The organism is Streptomyces nidicola (genome assembly GCF_050106155.1).
Classification (GTDB): Bacteria; Actinomycetota; Actinomycetes; order Streptomycetales; family Streptomycetaceae; genus Streptomyces.
Window position 1 is genome coordinate 165,097 of record NZ_JBNBPI010000001.1, and the last position, 21,891, is coordinate 186,987.

Genomic DNA, 21,891 nt, shown 5'->3' on the forward strand with positions numbered 1-21,891 from the left:
TCCCCTGACGTGGTACGGCGGGTGGTGACCGTTCGATTCTCCCTCACCGCAACTCTCTCTGTTCAAACAGTGGACTCAGCAACACAGCTCTGCAATTCTCCAACAACTGAACGCAAGAACCTGATGCACGTCCTTAATTCACCCACAACAACGGTGCAGGGACAGGAGAAGCATGTTCGGACAGTGCGTGTTCAGATCCGGCGGAAGACGGCGGTGGCGGAGCCTCTCGGTGGTCCTCCTCGCGCTCACCCTGGCGTTACTCGGCCTGCCCGCCGTCGCGGCGCAGGCCACGGGCGGGCCCAATCTCGCTGCGGGGGCGCAGACCAAGGCGAGCAGTGCGAAGTCGGGGTACGGGGCGGGGAACGTCTCGGACGGCAACCCCTCGACCTACTGGGAGAGTTCGGGTGCCGACTGGCCGCAGTGGGCGCAGGTCGACCTGGGGTCCACGGCACGCGTCGACGAGGTGACGCTGCGCCTGCCGGCCTCGTGGGAGAGCCGGACGCAGACGCTTTCGGTGCAGGGCAGCGCCGACGGCACGACGTTCGACACCCTCAAGTCCTCGGCGCCGTACGCCTTCTCGCCCGGGTCGGGGAACACGGTGGACGTCTCCTTCCCCGCCACGCAGGCGAGGTACGTACGGGTCGTGGTGACCGCCAACACCGGCTGGAAGGCCGCCCAGTTGGCGGAGCTGGAGGTGCACGGGGCCGCCGACTCGTCGGTGAACCTGGCGCGCGGCAAGACGTTCACGGCCAGTTCAGTGACGCAGACGTACGCGGCCGCCAACGCGGGTGACGGTGACCTGTCGAGCTACTGGGAGAGCAAGAACGACGCGCTGCCCCAGTGGGTGCAGGTGGATCTCGGCGCGTCGGTGCGGGTGAACCGTGTGGAGCTGCGGCTGCCGCCCACCTGGGAGGCCCGGACGCAGACACTGGCCGTGAAGGGCAGCGCCAACGGCTCGGACTTCACCGACCTGGCGGCATCGAAGCCGTACGAGTTCAGCGCGGCGGACGGACAGCGGCAGAGCATCACGTTCGACTCGGTGACGACGCGCTACGTACGCATGCTCGTGACGGCCAACACACGCCAACCGGCCGGACAGCTGGGCGAGTTGGAGGTGTACGGGCCGACGACCGGCGACACCGAGGCACCGACAGCGCCCGGCGATCTCGCCTACACGGAGCCCGCGTCCGGTCAGATCAAGCTGACGTGGAAGGCCTCCACGGACGACACGAAGGTCGCCGGCTACGACATCTACGCGGACGGGCGGCTGCGCGCCTCGGTCGACGGCGACACCCTCACGTACACGGACACGCAGCCCGCGTCGGCCTCGCTCACGTACTACGTGCGGGCGAAGGACGCGGCAGGCAACCAGTCCGCGAACAGCAACTCCGTGACACGCAAGGGCGATTCGGGCGACACGCAGGCACCCACCGCACCCGGCGCCCTCTCCTTCACCGAGGCGACGAAGGGCGAGGTCAAGCTCGACTGGCGGGCATCGACCGACAACGTGAAGGTCACCGCGTACGACATCTACGCGAACGGGAAGCTGCTCAAGTCGGTTGCCGGTGACGTCACTTCGTACACCGACAGTCAGCCTGCGTCGGCGACGGTGACGTACTACGTGCGGGCGAAGGACGCGGCGGGCAACCAGTCCGCGAACAGCAACACGGTGACCCGCAACGGTTCCACGACCGAGGCCGCGAACCTGGCGGCCGGAAAGCCCGTGTCCGCGTCGTCGACCACGCAGACGTACGTCGCGGAGAACGCGGTGGACGACGACACCAGCACGTACTGGGAGGGCGCCGCCGGCTCGTACCCGAACAACCTCACCGTGAAGCTCGGCGCCAACGCGGACGTCTCCTCGCTCGTCCTGAAGCTGAATCCGGACGCGGCGTGGGCGGCGCGTACACAGAAGATCGAGGTGCTCGGGCGGGAGCAGAAGGCGTCGGAGTTCACGAGGCTGACCGAGCCGAAGGAGTACCGCTTCGATCCGGCGGGCGGCAACGAGGTGACGGTGCCGCTGACCGCGCGCGTCGCGGACGTGCGACTCGTCTTCACCACCAACTCCGGTGGTTCGGCGGGCCAGTTGGCCGAGTTCCAGGTGCTCGGCGAGCCCGCACCGAACCCGGATCTCGTGGTCACGGGCATCACGTCGAAGCCCGAGACGCCGGTCGAGTCCGACAAGATCACGCTGTCGGCGACGGTGCGCAACGCGGGCACCGAGGCGGCCGACGCCACCGACATCGACTTCAAGCTCGGCTCGCAGAAGGTGGGTACGGGTTCGGTGAGCGCCCTCGCGGCCGGTGCGTCGGCCACGGTGAGCGCGGACATCGGCGCGCACGAGGCGGGCTCGTACCAGGTCGGCGCGGTGGTCGACGCGAGCAAGCTGGTCGTGGAGCGCGACGAGGCGAACAACGACTACATCAGCCCGACGAATCTGGTCGTGAAGCCGGTGACGAGTTCGGACCTGGTGGCGTCGCCCGTGGCTTGGTCGCCGAGCGCGCCCTCCGAGGGCGACACGGTCACCTTCTCGGTCGCCCTCAAGAACCAGGGCAACCAGGCGAGTTCGGGCGGCGGTCACGCCATCACCCTCACGGTCACGGGCTCCGGCGGAAGTGCGGTGAAGACACTCACCGGCTCCCACGACGGGACGATCGCGGCCGGTGACACGACGCCGCCCGTGAAGCTGGGCACGTGGACCGCGGGCAAGGGAAAGTTCACGGTGAAGACGGTGATCGCCGACGACGCCAATGAGCTCGCGGTCAAGCGCGCCAACAACACGTCCACGCAACCCCTGTTCGTGGGTCGCGGGGCCAGCATGCCGTACGACATGTACGAGGCGGAGGACGGCACGGTCGGCGGCGGAGCGAAGGTCGTCGGCCCGAACCGGACCGTCGGCGACGTCGCCGGCGAGGCCTCGGGCCGCAAGGCGGTCACGCTCGAATCGACCGGCAGCTACGTCGAGTTCACCACGAAGGCGCCGACGAACACACTCGTCACCCGCTTCTCGATGCCGGACGCGGCGGGCGGCGGGGGCAAGAACTCCACGTTGAACGTGTACGTCGACGGCAGATTCCTGAAGGCCGCCGACCTGACGTCGAAGTACGCATGGCTGTACGGGTCCGAGACCGGCCCCGGCAACACACCAAGTGCTGGGGCACCCCGCCACATCTACGACGAGGCGAACCTGCTGCTCGGCGCCACGGTCCCGCAGGGCAGCAAGATCCGGCTCCAGAAGGACGCCGCGAACGACTCCACGTACGCGATCGACTTCATCAACCTGGAGGAGGCGAAGCAACTCCCCAATCCGGACCCTGCGGCATACGCCGTGCCGACCGGCTTCTCGCACCAGGCGGTGCAGGACGCGCTCGACAAGGTCCGGATGGACACGAGCGGCAAGCTCGTCGGGGTGTATCTGCCGGCCGGTGACTACGAGACGTCGAACAAGTTCCAGGTGTACGGGAAGGCCGTGAAGGTGGTCGGCGCGGGCCCGTGGTTCACGCGGTTCCACACACCTTCGTCGCAGGAGAACACGGACGCGGGCTTCCGGGCGGAGGCAAGCGCGAACGGCTCGACGTTCACCCACTTCTCCTTCTTCGGGAACTACACGTCGCGGATCGACGGCCCCGGCAAGGTCTTCGACTTCTCGAACGTCGCCGACATCACCATCGACGACGTCTGGAACGAGCACACGGTGTGCCTGTACTGGGGCGCCAACACGGACCGGGTCACCATCAAGAACTCCCGGATCCGGGACACGTTCGCCGACGGCGTCAACATGACGAACGGGTCGACGGACAACCACGTCGTGAACAACGAGTCGCGGGCGACCGGCGACGACAGCTTCGCGCTGTTCTCGGCGATCGACGCGGGCGGCGCGGACGAGAAGAACAACGTGTACGAGAACCTGAGCTCCCTGCTCACCTGGCGGGCGGCAGGCATCGCCGTGTACGGCGGCTACGACAACACCTTCCGCAACATCCTCATCGCGGACACCCTCGTCTACTCCGGAGTCACCATCAGCTCTCTCGACTTCGGCTACCCGATGAACGGCTTCGGCACGGAGCCGACGAGGCTGGAGAACACCTCGATCGTCCGCTCCGGCGGTCACTTCTGGGGCGGGCAGACCTTCCCCGGCATCTGGATGTTCTCGGCGTCGAAGGTGTTCCAGGGGATCCGGGTGAACGACGTCGACATCGTCGACCCGACGTACAGCGGCATCATGTTCCAGACCAACTACGTGGGAGGCCAACCCCAGTACCCCATCAAGGACACGATCCTCACGGACGTGACGATCTCCGGCGCCCGCAAGAGCGGCGACGCCCACGACGCGAAGTCCGGCTTCGGCGTATGGGCGAACGAGCTCCCAGAGGCGGGCCAGGGCCCGGCCGTCGGCGAAGTCACCTTCCACAACCTGAAGTTGACCGACAACGCGGTGGACATCCGCAACACGACGTCGACGTTCAAGATCAATTCCCTACCGTAGGCGGTAGTCGACACGCCAGAACGGGGGGGGCCGGGCATACACGCCCGGCCCCTCTTGGGCGCCACGGAGACCCACGGCTAAAGGGACCCTGGTTCCATTACCCGCCACTCCTTGCTACTGTTGCGGCACGCACTAACGGGGTCTTGAGCCCATTAGCGAGGAGATCGCCATGGAGTACCGCCAGTTGGGAACATCCGGCCTGAAGGTTCCGGCGTTGAGTTTTGGGGCCGGGACCTTCGGGGGGCGTGGTCCGCTGTTTTCCGCGTGGGGTACCGCGGGGATCGACGAGGCGCGGCGCATGGTGGATCTGAGCCTGGAGCACGGCGTGACCTTGTTCGACACGGCCGACGTCTATTCGGACGGGGCGTCGGAGGACATGCTCGGCGCGGCACTCAAGGGACGGCGCGATCGTGCACTCATCTCGACCAAGGCCGCACTGCCGACCGGCGAGGGGCCGTACGACGCCGGAGTGTCGCGGTCACGGCTGATCGCATCCGTAGACGCCGCGCTGCGGCGCCTCGACACCGACCACATCGACCTGTTCCAGCTGCACGCGTACGACGCGAGCACGCCGGTCGAGGAGGTCCTGGCAACACTCGAGAACCTGGTACGCGCGGGCAAGGTCCGTTACACCGGCGTCTCCAACTATGCGGGCTGGCAGTTGATGAAGGGGCTCGCCGAGGCGGAGAAGCACGGGCGGCCGCGATTCGTCGCGCACCAGGTGTACTACTCACTCGTCGGCCGGGACTACGAGTGGGAGTTGATGCCGCTCGCCAAGGAGGAGGGTGTGGGCGCCGTGGTGTGGAGCCCGCTCGGCTGGGGACGGCTCACCGGGAAGATCCGGCGCGGGCAGCCCCTGCCCGCCGACAGCAGGTTGCACCAGACGGCGCAGTTCGGGCCACCCATCGAGGACGAGCACCTGTACCGGGTCATGGACGCGCTCGACGAGGTCGCGGAGGAGACCGGGAAGGCTATCCCGCAGATCGCCATCAACTGGCTGCTGCGCCGGCCCACCGTGTCCACTGTGCTGATCGGGGCGCGGAACGAGGAGCAGCTCACGCAGAACCTGGGCGCCATCGGCTGGGAGCTCACGCCGGAGCAGGTGGCGAAGCTGGACGCGGCGAGCGAGGTCAAGGCCCCCTATCCGTACTACCCGTACCGGACCCAGGACGGGTTCCGGCAGCTGAACCCGCCGGCCGTGTGAGACACGAACCCGAGTGTCAACTCGTAGTTGACAGCACTTCACTGTCAACCTACGGTTGCGTCATGACGAAGCCAACCGACGCGAACGTCCGCCTCGACGACCTGATCGCAGCCATCAAGAAGGTCCACCCCGACGCACTCGACCAACTCCAGGACGCCGTCATCGCGGCGGACCACCTCGGCGAAGTGGCCGACCACCTGATCGGCCACTTCGTCGACCAGGCCCGCCGCTCCGGCGCCTCCTGGACGGACATCGGCAAGAGCATGGGAGTCACCCGGCAGGCGGCGCAGAAGCGCTTCGTGCCCAAGAGTGACGAGAAGCCCATCGACCCGAGCGAGGGCTTCAACCGGTACACGGTGCGCGCCCGCAACGTCGTGGTGGGCGCCCAGAACGAAGCCCGCGCCGCGAACAACGCGAACATCACCCCGGCGCATCTGGTGCTCGGCCTGCTGAAGGAGCCGGAGGCCCTCGCCGCGAAGGCGATCCTGGCGCAGGACGTGCCGCTCGACACCGTGCGCGAAGCCGCGAGGGCGGCCCTCCCGGCCGCGTCCGAGGACATGCCCGCCCTGGTGCCGTTCGACGCCGACGCCAAGAAGGCCCTGGAACTCACGTTCCGGGAGGCACTGCGCCTGGGCCACAACTACATCGGCACCGAGCACATCCTGCTCGCACTCCTGGAGCACGAGAACGGATCCGGGCTGCTCACCGGGCTCGGCATCGACAAGGGCAAGGTCGAGTCGCAGGTTCTCGCGACCCTCGCTGAGATCGTGAAGAACCAGCAGGAGTCCCAGGAGCCCGAGGAGGACTGAGAGTTCCCTGGCAGTCAGCCGCTCCAACCTGTCTCCCGTCTGTGCCGCCCACTTTCCTTCATAGGCGCAGGTGGGAGACTGCTTCCATGACTGCTGAGCGCTCAGGAACCCCCGCCCTGCCGGGCGATCTCATCGATGTCGACGAGCTGATCGAGGCGTACTACACGCGCGAGCCCGACGTCACGCGCCCCGAGCAGCGCGTCGTCTTCGGCACGAGTGGCCATCGCGGCTCCAGCCTCGACGGCGCCTTCAACGAGAAGCACATCGCCGCGATCACCCAGGCGATCGTCGAGCACCGCGCCGCTGAGGGCATCACGGGCCCCCTCTTCATCGGCCCGGACACGCACGCCCTGTCGCAGCCCGCCCTGAAGACCGCCCTCGGTGTCCTCGCCGCGCACGGCGTACGGGTGCTGGCCGACGCGCACGAGGACTTCGTGCCGACGCCCGCGCTCAGCCACGCGATCCTGCGCTGGAACCGCGGGAAGGCCGCCGACGGCGACGACCGCGCCGACGGCATCGTCATCACGCCGAGCCACAACCCGCCCCGCGACGGCGGCTTCAAGTACAACCCTCCGCACGGCGGCCCCGCCGACTCCACCACCACCTCGTGGATCGCCGATCGCGCCAACGAGCTTCTGGAGGACCCCACTTGGGCGCCGCGCACGGTCGAAGAGGCGGCCTGGGAGCCGTACGACTTCCGTGAGCGCTACGTCGAGGACCTGGGCGACATCATCGACATCGACGCCATCCGCGCCTCCGGCGTGCGGGTCGGCGCCGATCCGCTGGGCGGCGCGAGCGTGCACTACTGGGCGCGCATCGCCGAGATGTACGGGCTCGACCTGACCGTGGTGAACCCGGACACCGATCCCACGTGGCGTTTCATGACGCTCGACTGGGACGGCAAGATCCGGATGGACCCGTCGTCCGCGCCCGCGATGGCCTCGGTGCTCGCACGGCGTGCCGAGTACGACCTGCTGACCGGCAACGACGCGGACGCCGACCGGCACGGCATCGTCACCCCGGACGCGGGCCTGATGAACCCCAACCACTATCTGGCCGTCGCCATCCACTACCTGTTCAGCCACAGGAGCCAGTGGTCGGCGTCCGCGGCCATCGGCAAGACGCTCGTGTCGTCCGCCGTCATCGACCGGATCGCCGCCACCCTCGGCCGCGAACTCGTCGAAGTCCCCGTCGGATTCAAATGGTTCGTGCCCGGCCTGGTCGACGGCTCGGTGGCGTTCGGCGGCGAGGAGAGCGCCGGGGCGAGCTTCGTCCGCAAGGACGGCAGCGTGTGGACCACCGACAAGGACGGCATCCTGCTCGCCCTGCTGGCCGCCGAGATCACCGCCGTCACCGGCAAGACGCCTTCCGTGTACTACGCCGAACTCGCCGCGGAGCACGGCGCGTCGGGCGCCGCCTACGCCCGCATCGACGCCAAGGCGACGAAGGAGCAGAAGGCCCGTCTCGCGAAGCTGACCGGCGACGCCATCACCGCCGACACCCTCGCGGGCGAGCCGATCACGGCCCGGCTGTCCGAGGCGCCGGGCAACGGCGCGGCCATCGGGGGCGTCAAGGTCACCACCGAGAACGCATGGTTCGCGGCACGGCCCAGCGGCACGGAGGACGTCTACAAGATCTACGCCGAGTCGTTCCACGGCGCCGAGCACCTCGCCCAGGTGCAGAGCGAGGCGCAGGCGATCGTGGACGCGGCGCTCAGCTGACCTTCAGGGGCTCTGGGTCTCGGCAATGCCGGGGAGGTCGGCGACGCCGTCCAACACGTAGCTGTGCGGGTGGAGTTCGAGCTGCTCACGGGTGAGCTGTCCCGTGAGCACGCCCACCACGACGGCCGCGCCCGCGTTGAACCCGGCCTCCATGTCGACGACCGTGTCGCCGGCCACGAGGACGCCCCGCACATCGACGACGCCCGTCTTCTCCATCGCGCGCTGGATCATGTATGGGGCGGGGCGCCCGCGCGGCACCTCGTCGGAGGTGACGACCGCATCGAGGTTGCCGCCCTCTTCGGTGGACCAGCCGAGCGAGTCGAGCAGCGGCAGTGCCACGTCCGCGCTGAAGCCGGTGGTGAGGGCCACCTTGATGCCGCGGGCGCGCAGCTCCTCAAGTGCCTTGTCGGCGTGGGCTATCGGCTCCGGCGGCTGCTTCGCGTAGCTCTCGCGCAGGTAGGCGCGGAACGCCGCGTACTGCCGCTCGACAAGGTCCGCGTCGGGCATGCCGCCGCCGATACGGACGAGCGCGGCGATGGCCTCGCGTTTGTCGGTGCCCATCCAGGTCTGCAGGTCGACCGGGTCGACACGGACGCCGGTGGACTCGACGGCGTGCCGCAGCGCGTCGTACACGGCCCCGTGCTCGTCGATGGTGGTGCCTGCCATGTCGAAGACGGCGAGTTCGATCACTGGGTTTCCTTAACGGTGATGCGGGTGTCTGCGGTGCCGCCGCGGGCCGCGACGGTGCGGCCGTCCATGGTGTTCTCGATGGTGAAGGTGGCCATGGACGGCAGATAGCGGTCGTCCGCGTACTCGACGGGCCTGCCGTCGCCGGTGTACGCCAACCTCCGTACGCGGAGCAGGGGTTGGCCGGGATCGACACCGAGGAGCTCGGCGTCCTGCGGGTCCGCCGCGACGGCGTCGATGGTGTGCCGGGCGCGGTCCAGGTCCACGCCGCACGAGGTGAGGGCGTCGTAGACCGAGCCCTCGTCCGGGTCGAACGCGAACAGGTGCATGCCGACGTCGAGGACGAACGTGGACCGCTCGACCATCGCGGGCACCCCGTCGAGGTGGCGCAGCCGGACGAGGTCGACGCCGGGCGCACCCTCATCGAGGCCCAGGCGCGCGGCGGCCTCGGGGCTCGCGCGGCGCCGGGCCACCTCCACTGTGTGCTGGCCCGGGGTCCGACCGATCGACTCGGCCCACTGCGTGAACGACATCAGCGAGGCGAACGGCTGCGAGGGCGTGACCCTGCGGGCGACGGGCGGCTTGCCGCGCCCGCCGACCAGATGGCCGTCGGCCCGCAGCTGCGCGAGCGCCTGGCGCACCGGGCCGCGCGAGGTCCCGAACTCCTCGCACAGCTGTGCCTCGCTCGGCACGGGCACCCCTTCGGGCCACTCCCCCGACTCGATACGTCGCCGGAACTCGGCGCCGAGCCGCTGGTGCAGCGGCCCCTCCTCGCTACTTGTCTTCACAAGTCGAGTCTCGCAGCCCGGGCACGAGCTGAGCAAGAGCGCGCCCGGCGCACAGCTGGTAAACAACGAGGAAACTTGTATAGACAACGCTTGCGGGTGACGGCGGGCGGTCCGCAGTCTTGGTGTCATGAACAACGCATCAGCGCCCTCCACCGCACTCCCCTCCGGCCGCAGCGACCTCGTCGTGGTCGGCGCCGGCATCGTCGGCCTCGCCCACGCCTTCGAGGCGGTGCGCCGGGGGCTCAGCGTCACGGTGGTCGAGCGGGACCGGCGGCCTGTGGGCGCGTCCGTGCGCAACTTCGGCCACTGCTGCGTCACGGCGCAGCGCGGCGAACTCCTCGGTCTCGCGCTGCGCTCGCGCACCGGCTGGGTGGACGCCGCCAAGTCGGCCGGGCTGTGGGCGCCGGAGGCGGGCGCGCTCGTGGTGGCCCGGTCGGCGACCGAGCTGGCGGTCCTGGAGGAGCTGCGGGACGAGCGCGGCACGGACGCGGTGCGGATGCGCACGCGCGACCAGGTGGGCGAGGCGCTCGGCCGCTCCACGGAAGGGCACGAGGACCTCGCCGGCGGCGCGCTGCTGCCCGCGGACCTGCGGGTGAACCCGCGCGAGGCGGCGCCGCGGCTCGCGGACTGGCTGGCCGAGCAGCCCGGCGTGACGATCTCCTGGGGAACGAACGTGCTCGGCGTGGAGTCCGGCACGGTGCACACCAGTCGAGGTCCGGTGCGCGGGGACCGGATCCTGCTCTGCGTCGGCCACGACCTGGACCGCCTGTACCCGGCGGAGGCCGAGGCACACGGCATCGAACGCTGCCGCCTGTCGATGGCCCGCGTCGCGGCGCCCGACTCCTTCCGCACGGACTCGGCGGTCCTGACCGCGACATCGATGCTGCGCTACGACGGCTTCACGGCGATGCCGTCGGCCGACCGGCTGCGCGCCGAGGTCACCGGGCACAGCCCCGAACTCCTGGACGTGGTCGCCAACGTGATGTTCACGCGGCTGCCCGACGGCACGGTCCTGGTCGGCGACTCGCACGCGTACGACGCGACGGAGATCCCGTTCCAGGACGAGGCGACGGCGGAGCTGCTGCTGCGCGAGGCCTCCCGCGTCCTGGGCGTTCCCTCGGTGCGGGTCACCGAACGCTGGCAGGGCGTGTACGCGAGCAGCACCCGCGGACCGCTGCTCGTACGCGATGTGGCTCCGGGCGTCCGAGCGCTCTCGGTGACGTCGGGGATCGGCATGACGCTGTCGTTCGGGCTCGCGGCGGCGACGTTCGACGGGTCACTTGCTGAGACAGTGCCGGGCCCGGCGCAGGATTGATCAATTCTTTGCCTGTGGCCGGATCACACTGGTAGCCCAGGGCAACTTTTCTCAAGAGGCCGCCACCACAAGGGATTTGCGAAGGGAATCATTCCGCTTAGCGTCACGACCGGCGGCCGAAACCGCTCGGTCGGACCCCTCCGGCACGTTACGGACGCATTGACCCGACCCGCCTCCATGTCACACGCTCGAAACATAGATGCCGTGTACAACTTGTTGCCCCGGTTGGCCACGGCCGTACGGCGAGCAGGAGGAAGCGTTATGTGTGGCATCACCGGCTGGGTTTCCTTCGACCGTGACCTGCGGGCCTCGGCCGAGACATTGGATGCGATGACCCAGACCATGGAGTGCCGCGGTCCCGACGACCGCGGCACCTGGATCGAGGGCCCCGCGGCCCTCGGTCACCGCAGGCTCGCCATCATCGACCTGCCGGGCGGCCGGCAGCCCATGACCGTCGAGACACCGGACGGGAACGTCGCCCTCGTCTACTCGGGCGAGACGTACAACTACACCGAGCTCCGCGCCGAACTGACGGCCCTCGGCCACGAGTTCCGCACGGACTCGGACACCGAGGTAGTGCTGCACGGCTACCTCGAGTGGGGCGAGGAGCTGCCCGAGCGGCTCAACGGCATGTACGCGTTCGCCATCTGGGACGGCCGCGCCGACAAGCTCGTCATGATCCGCGACCGGATGGGCATCAAGCCCTTCTACTTCTACGAGACCGAGGACGGTGTGCTGTTCGGCTCCGAGCCCAAGGCGATCCTCGCCAACTCGCTCGCCGCGCGCCGTGTCACCCTCGACGGACTGCGCGAGTTGTTCACGTTCGTGAAGACTCCGGGGCATGCCGTGTGGGACGGGATGAACGAGGTGGTGCCGGGCACGATCGTCACCGTCGACCGTCAAGGCCTGCGGCAGCGCGCGTACTGGACGCTGGAGACGAAGCCGCACACCGACGACCAGGAAACGACCATCGCCAAGGTGCGCGAGCTGCTCGACGACATCGTCCGCCGCCAGCTCGTCTCGGACGTGCCGCGCTGCACGCTCCTGTCGGGTGGCCTCGACTCCTCCGCGATGACGGCGATCGCCGCCGAGCAGCTGGCCGGCCAGGAGACGGTGCGCAGCTTCGCCGTCGACTTCCTCGGCCAGGCCGAGAACTTCGTCGCCGACGAGCTGCGCGGCACACCCGACACCCCCTTCGTGCACGACGTGGCGCAGGCGTCGGGGACCGACCACCAGGACATCGTGCTCGACTCGAACGCGCTCGCCGACCCCGAGGTGCGCGCCCGCGTCATCCGGGCACGCGACATTCCGGCGGGGCTCGGCGACATGGACGCCTCGCTGTACCTGCTGTTCAAGGCGATCCGCGAGCACTCGACGGTCGCCCTGTCCGGCGAGTCCGCGGACGAGGTCTTCGGCGGCTACCTCCAGTTCTTCGACGAGGAGGCACGGGGCGCGGAAGCGTTCCCGTGGCTGGTGAGCATGGGCAAGCACATCGGTGACGACTCGGACGTGATCAGGCCCGAGCTCACCAAGCGGCTCGACCTGGAGGGGTACACCGCCGACAGCTACGCCGAAGCGGTGCGCGACATCGAGCGCCTGGAGGGCGAGAGCGACTTCGAGTACCGGATGCGCCGCATCTGCTACCTGCACCTGACCCGCTTCGTGCGGGTCCTGCTCGACCGCAAGGACCGGGCGAGCATGGCGGTGGGCCTCGAGGTGCGGGTCCCGTTCTGCGACCACCGGCTCGTCGAGTACGTCTACAACACACCGTGGGCGCTGAAGTCGTTCGACGGGCGTGAGAAGAGCCTGCTGCGCGAGGCGACGGCGGACGTGCTGCCGACGTCGGTGTACGACCGGGTCAAGAGCCCCTACCCGTCGACACAGGATCCGAAGTACGCGCTCGCGCTGCAGGAGCACGCGAAGGACCTGCTCGCGAAGCCCTCGCACCGGGTCTTCGAGATCGTCGACAGGGAGCGGCTCAGTGCCGCCGCCCACCGCGAGACCCCGCAGATCACGCAGGCCTCGCGGCGCGGCCTGGAGCGCACGCTGGACCTGGCGCTCTGGCTCGACATGTACGACCCGGAACTGGTCCTGGACTGACGCCGGAGCCGAAGCCGGAAAGGGACTGGCCCCGGACCCGGCCCCATGTCTAAGATCCCGGACAGCATCGCGTGCCGGTCACCGACCGGGTGAGGCATGGAGGTGCCGGAGTTGCCTTCTGGAGGCAATCCACCATGGCAGTTCAGCTCAATCACACCATCGTCCACTCCCGGGACAGCCGGGAGTCCGCCGAGTTCCTCGCGCACATCCTGGGGCTCGAAGTGGGCGATGCCTGGGGCCCGTTCATCCCGCTCGACCTGAGCAACGGCGTGACCCTGGACTTCGCGACGATCCCCGCCGAGTCCATCGTCACGCAGCACTACGCCTTCCTCGTCACCGAGGAGGAGTTCGACGGGATCTTCGGGCGCATCAAGGACGCGGGGCTCACGTACTACGCCGATCCGCACCGCAAGCAGCCGGGCGAGATCAACCACAACGACGGGGGTCGTGGCGTGTACTTCATGGACCCCGCGGACCACGGCATGGAAGTGATCACGCGCCCCTACGGGGGCGGTGACCAGTAGCGGCGGGATCGAGTGGGGCCGTGGCCTTCGGGCCGCGGCCCCACTGCTCGTCGTGTCGTCCGCTCAGCTGTCCTGCAGCACCCCGAAGACATTTCCGTCCGCGTCCTTCAGCGAAGCGATCCGGCGGCCCGGACCGACCTCCGTGACGTCCTGGACCACTTCGGCACCGGACTCGACCAGGGACTTGACCATCCCCTGGATGTCGTCGACGGTCCAGTAGCCCACAGGTCCCGTCATGCCCTGCTGGTGCCCGTTCGGATTCAGGCCGAAGTGCTGTCCCGCCACGTCGTAGCCCACGTAGTACGCCTCGTCGGAGGACGGCTCCACGCCGAGCAGCTTGGTGTAGACGGCCTTGGCGGCGGCGAGGTCCCGGACGGGGGCGATGATCGTTTGCTGACCGCTGGTCATGGAGTACTCCTTCACTCGTTACGTGGCTCTCACTGCTACGACACGCGCCAGGGCGGATGTGTGACGGCTTCCGCGAAGAAATTCCGGAAGCGTTCCCCGGCCGCGCTCAGCCGAAGTTCGTCACGTCCAGAAAAAGGAACACCGTCCCGACGACGAACGCCGCGATGCCGAGCGCACCGAGGGCGAGCGCCGTCCGCCTGGCCGGGCGGCAGACCGCCTCGGCCTCCTCCTGCCGGACCGAGGCCCCGCACGGGAGCGCCGCAAGACCGTAGGTCACCAGTCCCGCGGTACCGACCGTGAGGCCGAGTCCGAGCCACGTCACACTCGCGGACATAAAGGACATGTGTCCGATTTTGCGCCCGTTCGTGGGATCCCGCTATTCAGGCTGTGACCGTACGCACACGCGGTGCGGCGGCCTCAGGACGCCTCGTCCAGGCCGGGCACGGGCGCGCCGGAGGGGAAGCCGGCCGCCGTGTAGGCGTCGTACAGCTCCTTCCAGCGCGGCGTCGCCCCCGTGTGCTCCTCGGACAGGGGCTCGCCGCGGTCGGCCGCGTCGAGGGCGAGCAGGCAGACCTCCCAGCCCGCCGCGTTGCGCGCCGCGGTGTCCGCGGTCACCAGCACGTTGGTGAGCGTCAGGTGCGTGCCGCCGTCCCCGCGCTCCTCCAGGTCGTACTGCAGCTCGTCGCCTCCCCACATGAAGGAGAAGTGGCGTGGGGGCTCGGCGGCGACGACCGTGCCCTCGGACTCCGGCATGTTCGGATCGCCGAAGAAGCGGATCGTCGCGCCGGGGGCCAGCTCCTGCGCCTCGAACCTGGACGGGAACCAGTGCGCGAGGTCGGCCGGGTCGGTGACATAGCGCCAGACGCGGTCGATCGGCTTCTCGTACGTGCGGGTGAACCGGACGCCGGGACGGCCGTCGTCCAGAGTGAGGTAGCTGCCGGTCGTGGTCGTCATGCCTGCGCCTTCCATGCCATCGCGGTCAGTGCTCACTCCGAGCCTCTCATCGGCCACCGACAGCCGCCTCCGCCGCGGTGGTGCGCGGGCCGTTCCTCGGGCAGGCTCGGGGCGCACGATCGTGTCCGACCCCGGAGGGAGACCCACGTGCCCGGCAACGCCTCGTACGGCAAGAAGGCCTTCAAACGGTCCCGCAGTCATTTCACCGACCGGATCACCGCCGACGGCCGGGACGGCTGGCCGGTGGAGGCGGGCCGCTACCGGCTCGTCGTGAGCAAGGCCTGCCCCTGGGCGAGCCGCGCCCTGGTGGTGCGCCGCCTCCTCGGCCTGGAGGACGCGCTGTCGCTCGCGGTCGCCGATCCGATCCAGGACGACCGCAGTTGGCGCTTCACGCTCGACCCGGACGACCGCGACCCGGTGCTCGGCATCCGCTTCCTCAGTGAGGCGTACGACGCGCGGGAGACCGGCTATCCGGGCGGTGTCAGCGTGCCCGCGATCGTCGACGTACCGTCCGGGAAGCTCGTCACCAACGACTACCAGCAGCTGACGCTCGACCTGGAGACCGAGTGGACGGCGCTGCACCGGGACGGCGCGCCCGACCTGTATCCGGAGCCGCTGCGCGACGAGATCGACGAGGTGATGGAGGGCATCTACCGGGACGTGAACAACGGCGTGTACCGGGCCGGATTCGCCAGCGAGCAGGACGCGTACGAGGAGGCGTACGGGGACGTGTTCGCGCGGCTCGACACGGTGTCGCGGCGGCTCGCCGGGCAGCGGTATCTCGTCGGCGACACGATCACGGAGGCCGACGTCCGGCTGTTCACGACGCTGGTCCGCTTCGACGCCGTCTACCACGGCCACTTCAAATGCAACCGCAACAAGCTGGCCGAGGACCCGGTCCTGTGGGCGTACGCGCGGGACCTGTTCCAGACGCCCGGCTTCGGGGACACGGTCGACTTCGACCACATCAAGCGGCACTACTACCAGGTGCACACCGGCATCAACCCCACGCGGATCGTGCCGCTCGGCCCCGATCCGTCCGGCTGGCTGACCCCGCACGGCCGCGAGAAGCTGGGCGGGCGCCCCTTCGGGGACGGCACGCCGCCGGCGCCTCGATAGGGTCGGGGCGTACGTTCCGCCCGGTCACGGAGTCGCCATGCCCCGCCCCCACGTGTTGTTGTCCGCCGCGGTGTCGCTCGACGGATGCCTCGACGACACCGGTCCCGAGCGGCTCCTGCTCTCCGGGGCGGAGGACTTCGAGCGCGTGGACGCGGTGCGGGCGGCGAGCGACGCGATCCTCGTCGGGGCGGGGACGCTGCGCGCGGACCGACCCCGGCTGCTCGTCAATTCGCCGCGGCGGCGCGCCAAGCGGGTCGACGACGGGCTGCCCGCCTACCCGTTGAAGGTGGCGGTCACCGCCTCCGGGGACCTGGATCCGGGTGACCCCTTCTGGACGACGGGCGGCGAACGGCTCGTCTACACGACCGAATCGGGTGCCACGCGCGCCCGCACGCGCGTGGGTGGCGCGGCGGACGTCGTGTCGCTCGGCCGGCACCTGGACTGGGCGGCGCTCCTCGACGACCTCGGTGCGCGCGGTGTGCGGCGGCTACTCGTCGAGGGCGGCGCGCGCGTGCACACGCAGCTGTTGCAACTGGGGCTGGCGGACGAACTGCGGCTCGCCGTCGCCCCGTTGGTGGTCGGTGAGCCGGGTGCGCCGCGCCTGTTCGGGCCCGGTTCCTATCCGGGCGGGCCGCGCAGCCGGATGCGGGTGCTGGCCACGGAGCGGGTCGGGGACGTGATCGTCACACGGTACGCGCCGACCGTCCCGGGCCCCGGCGCGGCGGCCACCGCGGCGGACCGGCACTGGCTGCGGCTGGCCTGCGAACTGGCCGCCGAGTGCCCGCCGTCGCGGACCGCGTTCAGCGTCGGCGCCGTGGTCGTCGCCGACGACGGCACGGAGCTGGCGCGCGGTCACTCGCGTGAGGGCGAGGACCCGGTGGTGCACGCCGAGGAGTCCGCGCTCGGCAAGCTCGCCGCCGACGACCCGCGCCTCGCCACGGCCACCGTCTACAGCAGCCTGGAGCCGTGCGCCCACCGGGCCTCGCGGCCGAAGCCGTGCGCCCGGCTCATCGTCGACGCGGGGGTGCGCCGCGTGGTGACGGCGTGGCGGGAGCCGGACACGTTCGTGCCCGGCGCCGACGGAATCGGGGTGCTCGCGTCAGCGGGCGTCACCGTGGTGGAGGTCCCGGAGCTGGCCGACGCGGCCGTGCTCCCCAACCGCCACCTTGTCGCGGCCGCTCCGTAGCGGGTACGCGCGCGTACCGAGCCGCACGACCACGACGGCCGAGAGGCCGAGGACGAGCCCCAGCGCGGTGCGTATCCCGAAGGGTTCGCCGAACATCAGCGCTCCCCACACGGCGGTGACGGGCGCCATCAGGAACATCAACGTGTTGACCTGCGTGAGGCCGCCGCGCCGCAGCACGATCCAGTAGAGGCCGTAGCCGCCGAATGTCGACAGGCCGACGAGCCAGGCGATCGAGACCCAGAAGGACGGCGCGGCGGGCGGCGCGGCCTCGCCGAGCGCGACGGCGAGTCCGCTGAAGACGACGGCGCTGGTGGCGCAGTGCACGGTCAGCGCGACCATCGGCTCGACCCGGGTGCGCGAGCGGCTCTCCACGAAGGTGGCCGCGACCAGCGACAGCATCCCGAGGAACGGGACGCCGTACGCCCACCAGGGCACGCCCGCGACGGCGCCGGCGTCGGCCGTGGTGACGACGACGACCCCGGCAAGCCCCAGGCACAGGCCGAGCCACTGCCGCCCGGTGACGTACTGCCGCAACAGCGGTCCGGCGAGGGCGCCCGCGACCAGGGGCTGGGTGCCGTCGATGAGGGCGGTCGTGCCGCTGGAGACGCCGAGTTGGATGGCGTAGTAGACGGTCAGCAGGTAGCCGCTCTGCGAGAGGGCGCCGATGACGACCTGCCGTCCGACGGCGCGCCTGCCAAGCCCGCGCCATCGCTTCCTGCCGGCCGCCGCCGCGACGGCGCCAAGGACCAGCGCCAGCGGCAGGAACCGCCACATCAGCGTGGTCACGGCGCTCGCGTCGCCGGCGCCGAGCTTGGCTCCGATGAAGCCGGAGCTCCAGGTCAGGACGAATCCGATGGACAAAAGGACGTTCATGGCGCGGCCACCGCCTCGCGTGATCGGGTTCAGGAACAGAGGTATACAGATCTGTCTACCTGGCTCCACTATACAGATCGGTATACCCTGGAGGCATGCGTACGACGACGAACCCCGCCCCGCCGGCCGTCGACCCGGACCGGCCCGACCTCACACCGGCCGCGCGCAAGGTCCTGGAGACCGCCTCGCGACTGTTCTACGAGCGCGGCATCCACGCGGTCGGCGTGGATCTGATCGCGGCCGAGTCGGGTGTCACGAAGAAGACGCTCTACGACCGCTTCGGCTCCAAGGAGCAGATCGTCGTCGACTATCTGGCGACCCGCGACGCCCGCTGGCGCGCCTACCTCGCCGGCCACCACGAGGATGCCGAACTCTCCCCCACCGAGCGGGTGCTGGCTGTCTTCGACGCCTCCCAGGAGTGGATGCGCGCCAACAGCGGCAAGGGCTGCAGCATGGTCAACGCGCACGCGGAGATCAGCGACCCCGCGCACCCCGCGTACGCGGTGATCACCGGCCAGAAGCGGTGGATGCTGGAGCTGTTCACCCGGCTCGCGGGTGGCGTGGCGCCGGACTCCGCAAGGGAGTTGGGGCGTTCACTGATGCTGTTGCACGAGGGCGCGCTGGTCTCGGACGGACTGGATGTGTTCCCGGACGCCTTCGGCCGGGCGCGCAGGATGGCGGCGTTCCTGCTGTCGGCGGCGAAGGACGCGCGGTGACGGCACAGGCGTGGGAGGAGGGGGCGCCGGGTGTGCTGCGGCTGCCTTCGGGGCGGCTCGTGCGCGGCAGGGGGCTGCGTAATCCCCTGCCCGCCGGTCCCCCGCCGACGTACGGCATCTACCTCCTGGGCGCCGAACCCCCGCCCACGGACTGGGAGTCGACGTGGCTGCGCTGGCCGGACTTCCGGCTGCCCGCCGACCGTGCACGCGCGCGTGCCGTGCTCGCCGAGGCGTGGCGGCGCTGTGCGGACGAGCGGGTGGAAGTGGCGTGCGCGGGCGGGCGCGGTCGTACGGGGACGGCGCTCGCGTGTCTAGCGGTGCTGGACGGAGTACCGGCCGACGGGGCCGTCACCTACGTACGCGAGCACTATGCCCGTGGGGCGGTTGAGACACCGTGGCAGAAGCGGTACGTACGGCGGTTCGCAACTTCCTGAAAGAAGCGTGATCAGCGCTTCCCGTGGCATTTGGTAGTCATGGGAAGGAGGTCCCCATGACGCCGAGGACCGCACTGCCCCGGTGGGCGAGGGTCGCGCGCATACCCCTGTGGACGAAGGCGGCGGTCGCGCTGTTCGTCGTGCTCGTGGTCGTGCTCACCGGACTTGGCCTGGTGCACCGCCTTGACGACATGTTCGGCACCGAGACGCACGACCGCTCGGGGCCGGCGCTGCTCAAGTCCGTGCGGGACCTGAGCCGTTACGAGGCGGCGGCCGGCAACTACCAGGTGGTCGTCGACCTGGACAAGGACTCCAAGTATCTGCCGGACGCCATCCAAGGCACGCGCACGCTGTACATCGGCGCGGGCACGGTCAACTCGTATGTGGACCTGGGCGAGCTCGGCCCGGGCGACGTGCGGGTGAACGACGAGCGCACGTCCGCGACGCTGCGCCTGCCGCACGCCCGGCTCGCCAAGCCCACTCTCGACACGGACCGCTCGTACGCCGTGTCGAAGCAGCGCGGACTGCTCGACCGGCTCGGCGACCTCTTCTCCGACAACCCGGGCGACGAGCGGGCGGTACGCCAACTCGCCGCCCGGCACATCGGCGAGGCCGCGCGGGACAGCAAACTCACGGGCCGCGCCGAGCGGAACACGACGGAGATGCTGCACGGCCTGCTGCGGTCCCTGGGGTTCCGCGACGTGAAGGTCACCTACGGGACGTGACGAGCCCGTAGCGCCTAGGGCCTGTCGTTTGGATCAGGCCCTAGCGCAGATGCCGGGCGAAGAACCCGGCCGCGTCCTCCCCCGCGGACTGCGGGACGCCCGTGTGTCCGCCCATGTTGGCGAGCAGCGTCTTCTCCTTGGAGCCGAAGGCGTCGAACAGGTCCAGGGCGGCCTGCCGGTCGTTCCCCTCGTCGTCCCACTGCAGCAGGACATGCAGCGGGATGGTGACCCGGCGGGCCTCCTCGAACATGGTGCGGGGCACGAAGCTGCCGGCGAAGAGGCCGGCGGCCACGATGCGCGGCTCGACGACCGCGAGCCGGACGCCGATGGAGATCACGCCTCCCGAGTACGCGACCGGACCGCCGATCTCGGGCAGTGCCAGCAGAGCGTCGAGGGCGGCCCGCCATTCCGGGACCGACTGTTCGACGAGCGGGAGGATGACGGCGTCGATGATCTCGTCGCCGACCGGCTCGCCGGCCTGCAAGGTCCGGCGCAGGTCGGCGCGTGCCTCGTCGACGGCGGCCAGGCGGGGCCGGTCGCCGCTCCCGGGGAGCTCGATGGTGGCCGCGGCGTAGCCCTCCGCCGCGGAGCGCCGGGCCCGGGCCGCGAGGCGGGGGTACATCTTCTGCAGCCCGAGCGGCGGGTGGCCGAGCAGGATGAGCGGGACCGGTGCGGCGGCCGAGGCGGATGCGGGCGTCCACAGGATGCCGGGGACGTCGCCGAGGGTGAAAGCGCGCTCGACGACACCGTCGTCGAGGCGTTGTTCAGAGGTGAAGTGCATGGTCGTGCCTTTCGGGAGAGCTCACAGACGGCGCTCCCGGACGACGACCTATCGCCCGACCGTGACCCCGGAGGAGAGCACCCATGTCGATTCGTTCACGGGTACCACCTCCTCGTTCTCTCGCACGGCCTCCGAAAGGCTAGCACTGGACACGGACCGCCGCGCCGGACACCCGTACCCGCCGGTCCCCCGCGCGCAGGTCGACCTCCAGCAGCGACGGGCGGCCCATGTCGTGGCCCTGGTGCAGCGTCAGGTGCGCGTCGTCGGGGACAAGGCCGAGTTCGCGGGCGTAGGCGCCGAAGGCGGCGGCCGCCGCGCCTGTGGCGGCGTCCTCCACGACGCCGCCGACCGGGAACGGGTCGCGTACGTGGAAGGTGGTCGCGTTCTCGCGCCACACCAGTTGCACGGTCGTCAGGTCGAGCCGGCGCATGAGGGTCAGCAGGGCGTCGAAGTCATAGTCCAGATCGGCCAGCCGGTCGCGGGTGGCGGCGGCGAGGACGAGGTGGCGCACGCCCGCGTAGGCGATCCTCGGGGGCAGCGCGGAGTCCAGTTCGCCGGCCTGCCAGCCCAGGGCGGCGAGCGCCTCCTGCACGTCCTCCTGGGCCACTTCGTGCACACGTGGTTCCACGCTGGTGAGCGTGGCCTTGAGGATGCCGTCCTCGCGGCGGACGGCGACCGGCACACGTCCCGCGGCGGTGTGGAAGTCGAAGTCCCCGGTGCCGTAGTGCTCGCCGAGTGCGACCGCGGCGGCGACGGTGGCGTGGCCGCAGAAGTCGACCTCCGCCTTGGGGCTGAAGTACCGGAGCGTGAAGGACCGCTTGTCCTGCGGGTCGGGTCCCGGCGTGAGGAACGCGGACTCGGAATAGCCGAGTTCGGCGGCGATCCCGACCATCTCCTGGTCACCGAGCGAGGCCGCGTCGAGTACGACACCGGCGCCGTTGCCACCCTCCGGGGTCGTCGAGAACGCGGTGTAGTGCAGCACTTCGGAGGCCGGGGTCGGCGCGGTGTTCGTCATGGAGGCAGAGCCTTTCACACGGGCGGTGCTGTCCGGGGCCGGTCTC

General features: G+C 70.0%; 20 protein-coding genes. 12 read left to right on the top strand and 8 right to left on the bottom strand.

Features of this window, described 5'->3' with window-relative positions:
• Positions 1 to 172 precede the first annotated feature (172 nt).
• The 4 genes from ACOKM3_RS00820 (at position 173) to pgm (ending at position 8,220) form a co-directional block, all read left to right on the top strand.
• Entirely contained in the window at positions 173 to 4,486 is a 4,314-nt protein-coding gene (locus ACOKM3_RS00820) for a discoidin domain-containing protein (RefSeq protein ID WP_426895824.1), read from the top strand.
• Positions 4,487 to 4,655: 169 nt separating this feature from the next.
• Positions 4,656 to 5,690, top strand: a complete 1,035-nt coding sequence (locus ACOKM3_RS00825) for an aldo/keto reductase (protein ID WP_426895826.1) — start codon at positions 4,656 to 4,658, stop codon at positions 5,688 to 5,690.
• A 62-nt stretch (positions 5,691 to 5,752) separates the two neighbouring features.
• Positions 5,753 to 6,499: a Clp protease N-terminal domain-containing protein gene (locus ACOKM3_RS00830; RefSeq protein WP_426895828.1), complete on the top strand. Its 747-nt coding sequence runs from the start codon at positions 5,753 to 5,755 to the stop codon at positions 6,497 to 6,499.
• Positions 6,500 to 6,585: 86 nt separating this feature from the next.
• The gene (gene pgm / locus ACOKM3_RS00835; protein WP_426895830.1) at positions 6,586 to 8,220 is read left to right on the top strand and encodes a phosphoglucomutase (alpha-D-glucose-1,6-bisphosphate-dependent); all 1,635 of its coding nucleotides are present in this window, start codon (positions 6,586 to 6,588) and stop codon (positions 8,218 to 8,220) included.
• A gap of 3 nt (positions 8,221 to 8,223) precedes the next feature.
• Here the strand turns inward: pgm and ACOKM3_RS00840 are convergent, their stop codons facing one another.
• Both ACOKM3_RS00840 and ACOKM3_RS00845 read right to left on the bottom strand, forming a co-directional pair.
• A complete protein-coding gene (locus ACOKM3_RS00840) occupies positions 8,224 to 8,910 on the bottom strand; it encodes a phosphonatase-like hydrolase (RefSeq protein ID WP_426895832.1) in 687 nt (228 codons plus the stop codon).
• Entirely contained in the window at positions 8,907 to 9,695 is a 789-nt protein-coding gene (locus ACOKM3_RS00845; RefSeq protein WP_426895834.1) for a GntR family transcriptional regulator, read from the bottom strand. The genes ACOKM3_RS00840 and ACOKM3_RS00845 overlap by 4 nt, the downstream gene beginning before the upstream one ends.
• Positions 9,696 to 9,822: 127 nt before the next feature.
• Here ACOKM3_RS00845 and ACOKM3_RS00850 point away from each other — a divergent pair, with 127 nt between their 5' ends.
• The 3 genes from ACOKM3_RS00850 to ACOKM3_RS00860 all read left to right on the top strand — a co-directional run bounded on the left by ACOKM3_RS00850 (position 9,823) and on the right by ACOKM3_RS00860 (position 13,634).
• Positions 9,823 to 11,010: a TIGR03364 family FAD-dependent oxidoreductase gene (locus ACOKM3_RS00850; RefSeq protein ID WP_426895836.1), complete on the top strand. Its 1,188-nt coding sequence runs from the start codon at positions 9,823 to 9,825 to the stop codon at positions 11,008 to 11,010.
• Positions 11,011 to 11,271: 261 nt separating this feature from the next.
• Positions 11,272 to 13,110, top strand: a complete 1,839-nt coding sequence (asnB, locus tag ACOKM3_RS00855; protein ID WP_426895838.1) for an asparagine synthase (glutamine-hydrolyzing) — start codon at positions 11,272 to 11,274, stop codon at positions 13,108 to 13,110.
• Between the two features lie 134 nt (positions 13,111 to 13,244).
• Complete coding sequence (locus ACOKM3_RS00860; RefSeq protein ID WP_426895839.1) at positions 13,245 to 13,634, top strand: VOC family protein; 390 nt, start codon at positions 13,245 to 13,247, stop codon at positions 13,632 to 13,634.
• Positions 13,635 to 13,697: 63 nt separating this feature from the next.
• On the opposite strand, the gene ACOKM3_RS00865 is transcribed toward ACOKM3_RS00860, so the two are convergent.
• The 3 genes from ACOKM3_RS00865 to ACOKM3_RS00875 all read right to left on the bottom strand — a co-directional run bounded on the left by ACOKM3_RS00865 (position 13,698) and on the right by ACOKM3_RS00875 (position 14,996).
• Entirely contained in the window at positions 13,698 to 14,042 is a 345-nt protein-coding gene (locus tag ACOKM3_RS00865; protein WP_426895841.1) for a VOC family protein, read from the bottom strand.
• Positions 14,043 to 14,148: 106 nt separating this feature from the next.
• On the bottom strand, positions 14,149 to 14,385 hold the full coding sequence (locus ACOKM3_RS00870) for a hypothetical protein (RefSeq protein ID WP_426895843.1): 237 nt from the start codon (positions 14,383 to 14,385) through the stop codon (positions 14,149 to 14,151).
• 74 nt (positions 14,386 to 14,459) lie between these two features.
• Positions 14,460 to 14,996, bottom strand: a complete 537-nt coding sequence (locus tag ACOKM3_RS00875; RefSeq protein WP_426895845.1) for an SRPBCC family protein — start codon at positions 14,994 to 14,996, stop codon at positions 14,460 to 14,462.
• Between the two features lie 147 nt (positions 14,997 to 15,143).
• On the opposite strand from ACOKM3_RS00875, the gene ACOKM3_RS00880 reads away from it, so the two are divergent.
• Positions 15,144 to 16,115 (top strand): glutathione S-transferase family protein, encoded by a 972-nt coding sequence (locus ACOKM3_RS00880; RefSeq protein WP_426895847.1) that lies wholly within the window; start codon positions 15,144 to 15,146, stop codon positions 16,113 to 16,115.
• A 37-nt stretch (positions 16,116 to 16,152) separates the two neighbouring features.
• Positions 16,153 to 17,301 (top strand): dihydrofolate reductase family protein, encoded by a 1,149-nt coding sequence (locus tag ACOKM3_RS00885; protein ID WP_426895849.1) that lies wholly within the window; start codon positions 16,153 to 16,155, stop codon positions 17,299 to 17,301.
• Here the strand turns inward: ACOKM3_RS00885 and ACOKM3_RS00890 are convergent.
• Positions 17,215 to 18,174, bottom strand: coding sequence for a DMT family transporter (locus ACOKM3_RS00890; protein WP_426895851.1), 960 nt, complete (start codon positions 18,172 to 18,174; stop codon positions 17,215 to 17,217). The two genes, ACOKM3_RS00885 and ACOKM3_RS00890, sit on opposite strands and share 87 nt — an antisense overlap.
• A 95-nt stretch (positions 18,175 to 18,269) precedes the next feature.
• On the opposite strand from ACOKM3_RS00890, the gene ACOKM3_RS00895 reads away from it, so the two are divergent.
• From ACOKM3_RS00895 to ACOKM3_RS00905, 3 genes are read left to right on the top strand one after another with little or no spacing between them, the layout of a single operon-like run.
• On the top strand, positions 18,270 to 18,890 hold the full coding sequence (locus tag ACOKM3_RS00895; protein ID WP_426895853.1) for a TetR/AcrR family transcriptional regulator: 621 nt from the start codon (positions 18,270 to 18,272) through the stop codon (positions 18,888 to 18,890).
• Positions 18,887 to 19,324 carry a protein-tyrosine phosphatase family protein gene (locus tag ACOKM3_RS00900; protein WP_426895855.1) on the top strand — a complete coding sequence of 146 codons (438 nt, stop codon included), beginning with the start codon at positions 18,887 to 18,889 and terminating at the stop codon, positions 19,322 to 19,324. Before ACOKM3_RS00895 ends, ACOKM3_RS00900 begins: the two co-directional genes overlap by 4 nt.
• A gap of 56 nt (positions 19,325 to 19,380) precedes the next feature.
• Positions 19,381 to 20,049, top strand: a complete 669-nt coding sequence (locus ACOKM3_RS00905) for a DUF4230 domain-containing protein (protein WP_426895856.1) — start codon at positions 19,381 to 19,383, stop codon at positions 20,047 to 20,049.
• A 40-nt stretch (positions 20,050 to 20,089) separates the two neighbouring features.
• On the opposite strand, the gene ACOKM3_RS00910 is transcribed toward ACOKM3_RS00905, so the two are convergent.
• Both ACOKM3_RS00910 and ACOKM3_RS00915 read right to left on the bottom strand, forming a co-directional pair.
• On the bottom strand, positions 20,090 to 20,830 hold the full coding sequence (locus ACOKM3_RS00910; protein WP_426895858.1) for an alpha/beta hydrolase: 741 nt from the start codon (positions 20,828 to 20,830) through the stop codon (positions 20,090 to 20,092).
• Positions 20,831 to 20,969: 139 nt separating this feature from the next.
• Complete coding sequence (locus ACOKM3_RS00915; protein ID WP_426895860.1) at positions 20,970 to 21,845, bottom strand: PhzF family phenazine biosynthesis protein; 876 nt, start codon at positions 21,843 to 21,845, stop codon at positions 20,970 to 20,972.
• Positions 21,846 to 21,891 lie beyond the last annotated feature (46 nt).

Excerpts from the sequence above, each read along its gene's own strand:
- ACOKM3_RS00870 (WP_426895843.1), bottom strand. The coding sequence starts at position 14,385 with ATGTCCTTTATGTCCGCGAGTGTGACGTGGCTCGGACTCGGCCTCACG.
- ACOKM3_RS00875 (WP_426895845.1), bottom strand. The coding sequence starts at position 14,996 with ATGACGACCACGACCGGCAGCTACCTCACTCTGGACGACGGCCGTCCC.
- ACOKM3_RS00915 (WP_426895860.1), bottom strand. The coding sequence starts at position 21,845 with ATGACGAACACCGCGCCGACCCCGGCCTCCGAAGTGCTGCACTACACC.
- asnB (WP_426895838.1), top strand. The coding sequence starts at position 11,272 with ATGTGTGGCATCACCGGCTGGGTTTCCTTCGACCGTGACCTGCGGGCC.
- ACOKM3_RS00905 (WP_426895856.1), top strand. The coding sequence starts at position 19,381 with ATGACGCCGAGGACCGCACTGCCCCGGTGGGCGAGGGTCGCGCGCATA.
- ACOKM3_RS00895 (WP_426895853.1), top strand. The coding sequence starts at position 18,270 with ATGCGTACGACGACGAACCCCGCCCCGCCGGCCGTCGACCCGGACCGG.
- ACOKM3_RS00830 (WP_426895828.1), top strand. The coding sequence starts at position 5,753 with ATGACGAAGCCAACCGACGCGAACGTCCGCCTCGACGACCTGATCGCA.
- ACOKM3_RS00885 (WP_426895849.1), top strand. The coding sequence starts at position 16,153 with ATGCCCCGCCCCCACGTGTTGTTGTCCGCCGCGGTGTCGCTCGACGGA.
- ACOKM3_RS00890 (WP_426895851.1), bottom strand. The coding sequence starts at position 18,174 with ATGAACGTCCTTTTGTCCATCGGATTCGTCCTGACCTGGAGCTCCGGC.
- ACOKM3_RS00820 (WP_426895824.1), top strand. The coding sequence starts at position 173 with ATGTTCGGACAGTGCGTGTTCAGATCCGGCGGAAGACGGCGGTGGCGG.
- ACOKM3_RS00865 (WP_426895841.1), bottom strand. The coding sequence starts at position 14,042 with ATGACCAGCGGTCAGCAAACGATCATCGCCCCCGTCCGGGACCTCGCC.
- pgm (WP_426895830.1), top strand. The coding sequence starts at position 6,586 with ATGACTGCTGAGCGCTCAGGAACCCCCGCCCTGCCGGGCGATCTCATC.
- ACOKM3_RS00825 (WP_426895826.1), top strand. The coding sequence starts at position 4,656 with ATGGAGTACCGCCAGTTGGGAACATCCGGCCTGAAGGTTCCGGCGTTG.
- ACOKM3_RS00850 (WP_426895836.1), top strand. The coding sequence starts at position 9,823 with ATGAACAACGCATCAGCGCCCTCCACCGCACTCCCCTCCGGCCGCAGC.
- ACOKM3_RS00860 (WP_426895839.1), top strand. The coding sequence starts at position 13,245 with ATGGCAGTTCAGCTCAATCACACCATCGTCCACTCCCGGGACAGCCGG.
- ACOKM3_RS00910 (WP_426895858.1), bottom strand. The coding sequence starts at position 20,830 with ATGCACTTCACCTCTGAACAACGCCTCGACGACGGTGTCGTCGAGCGC.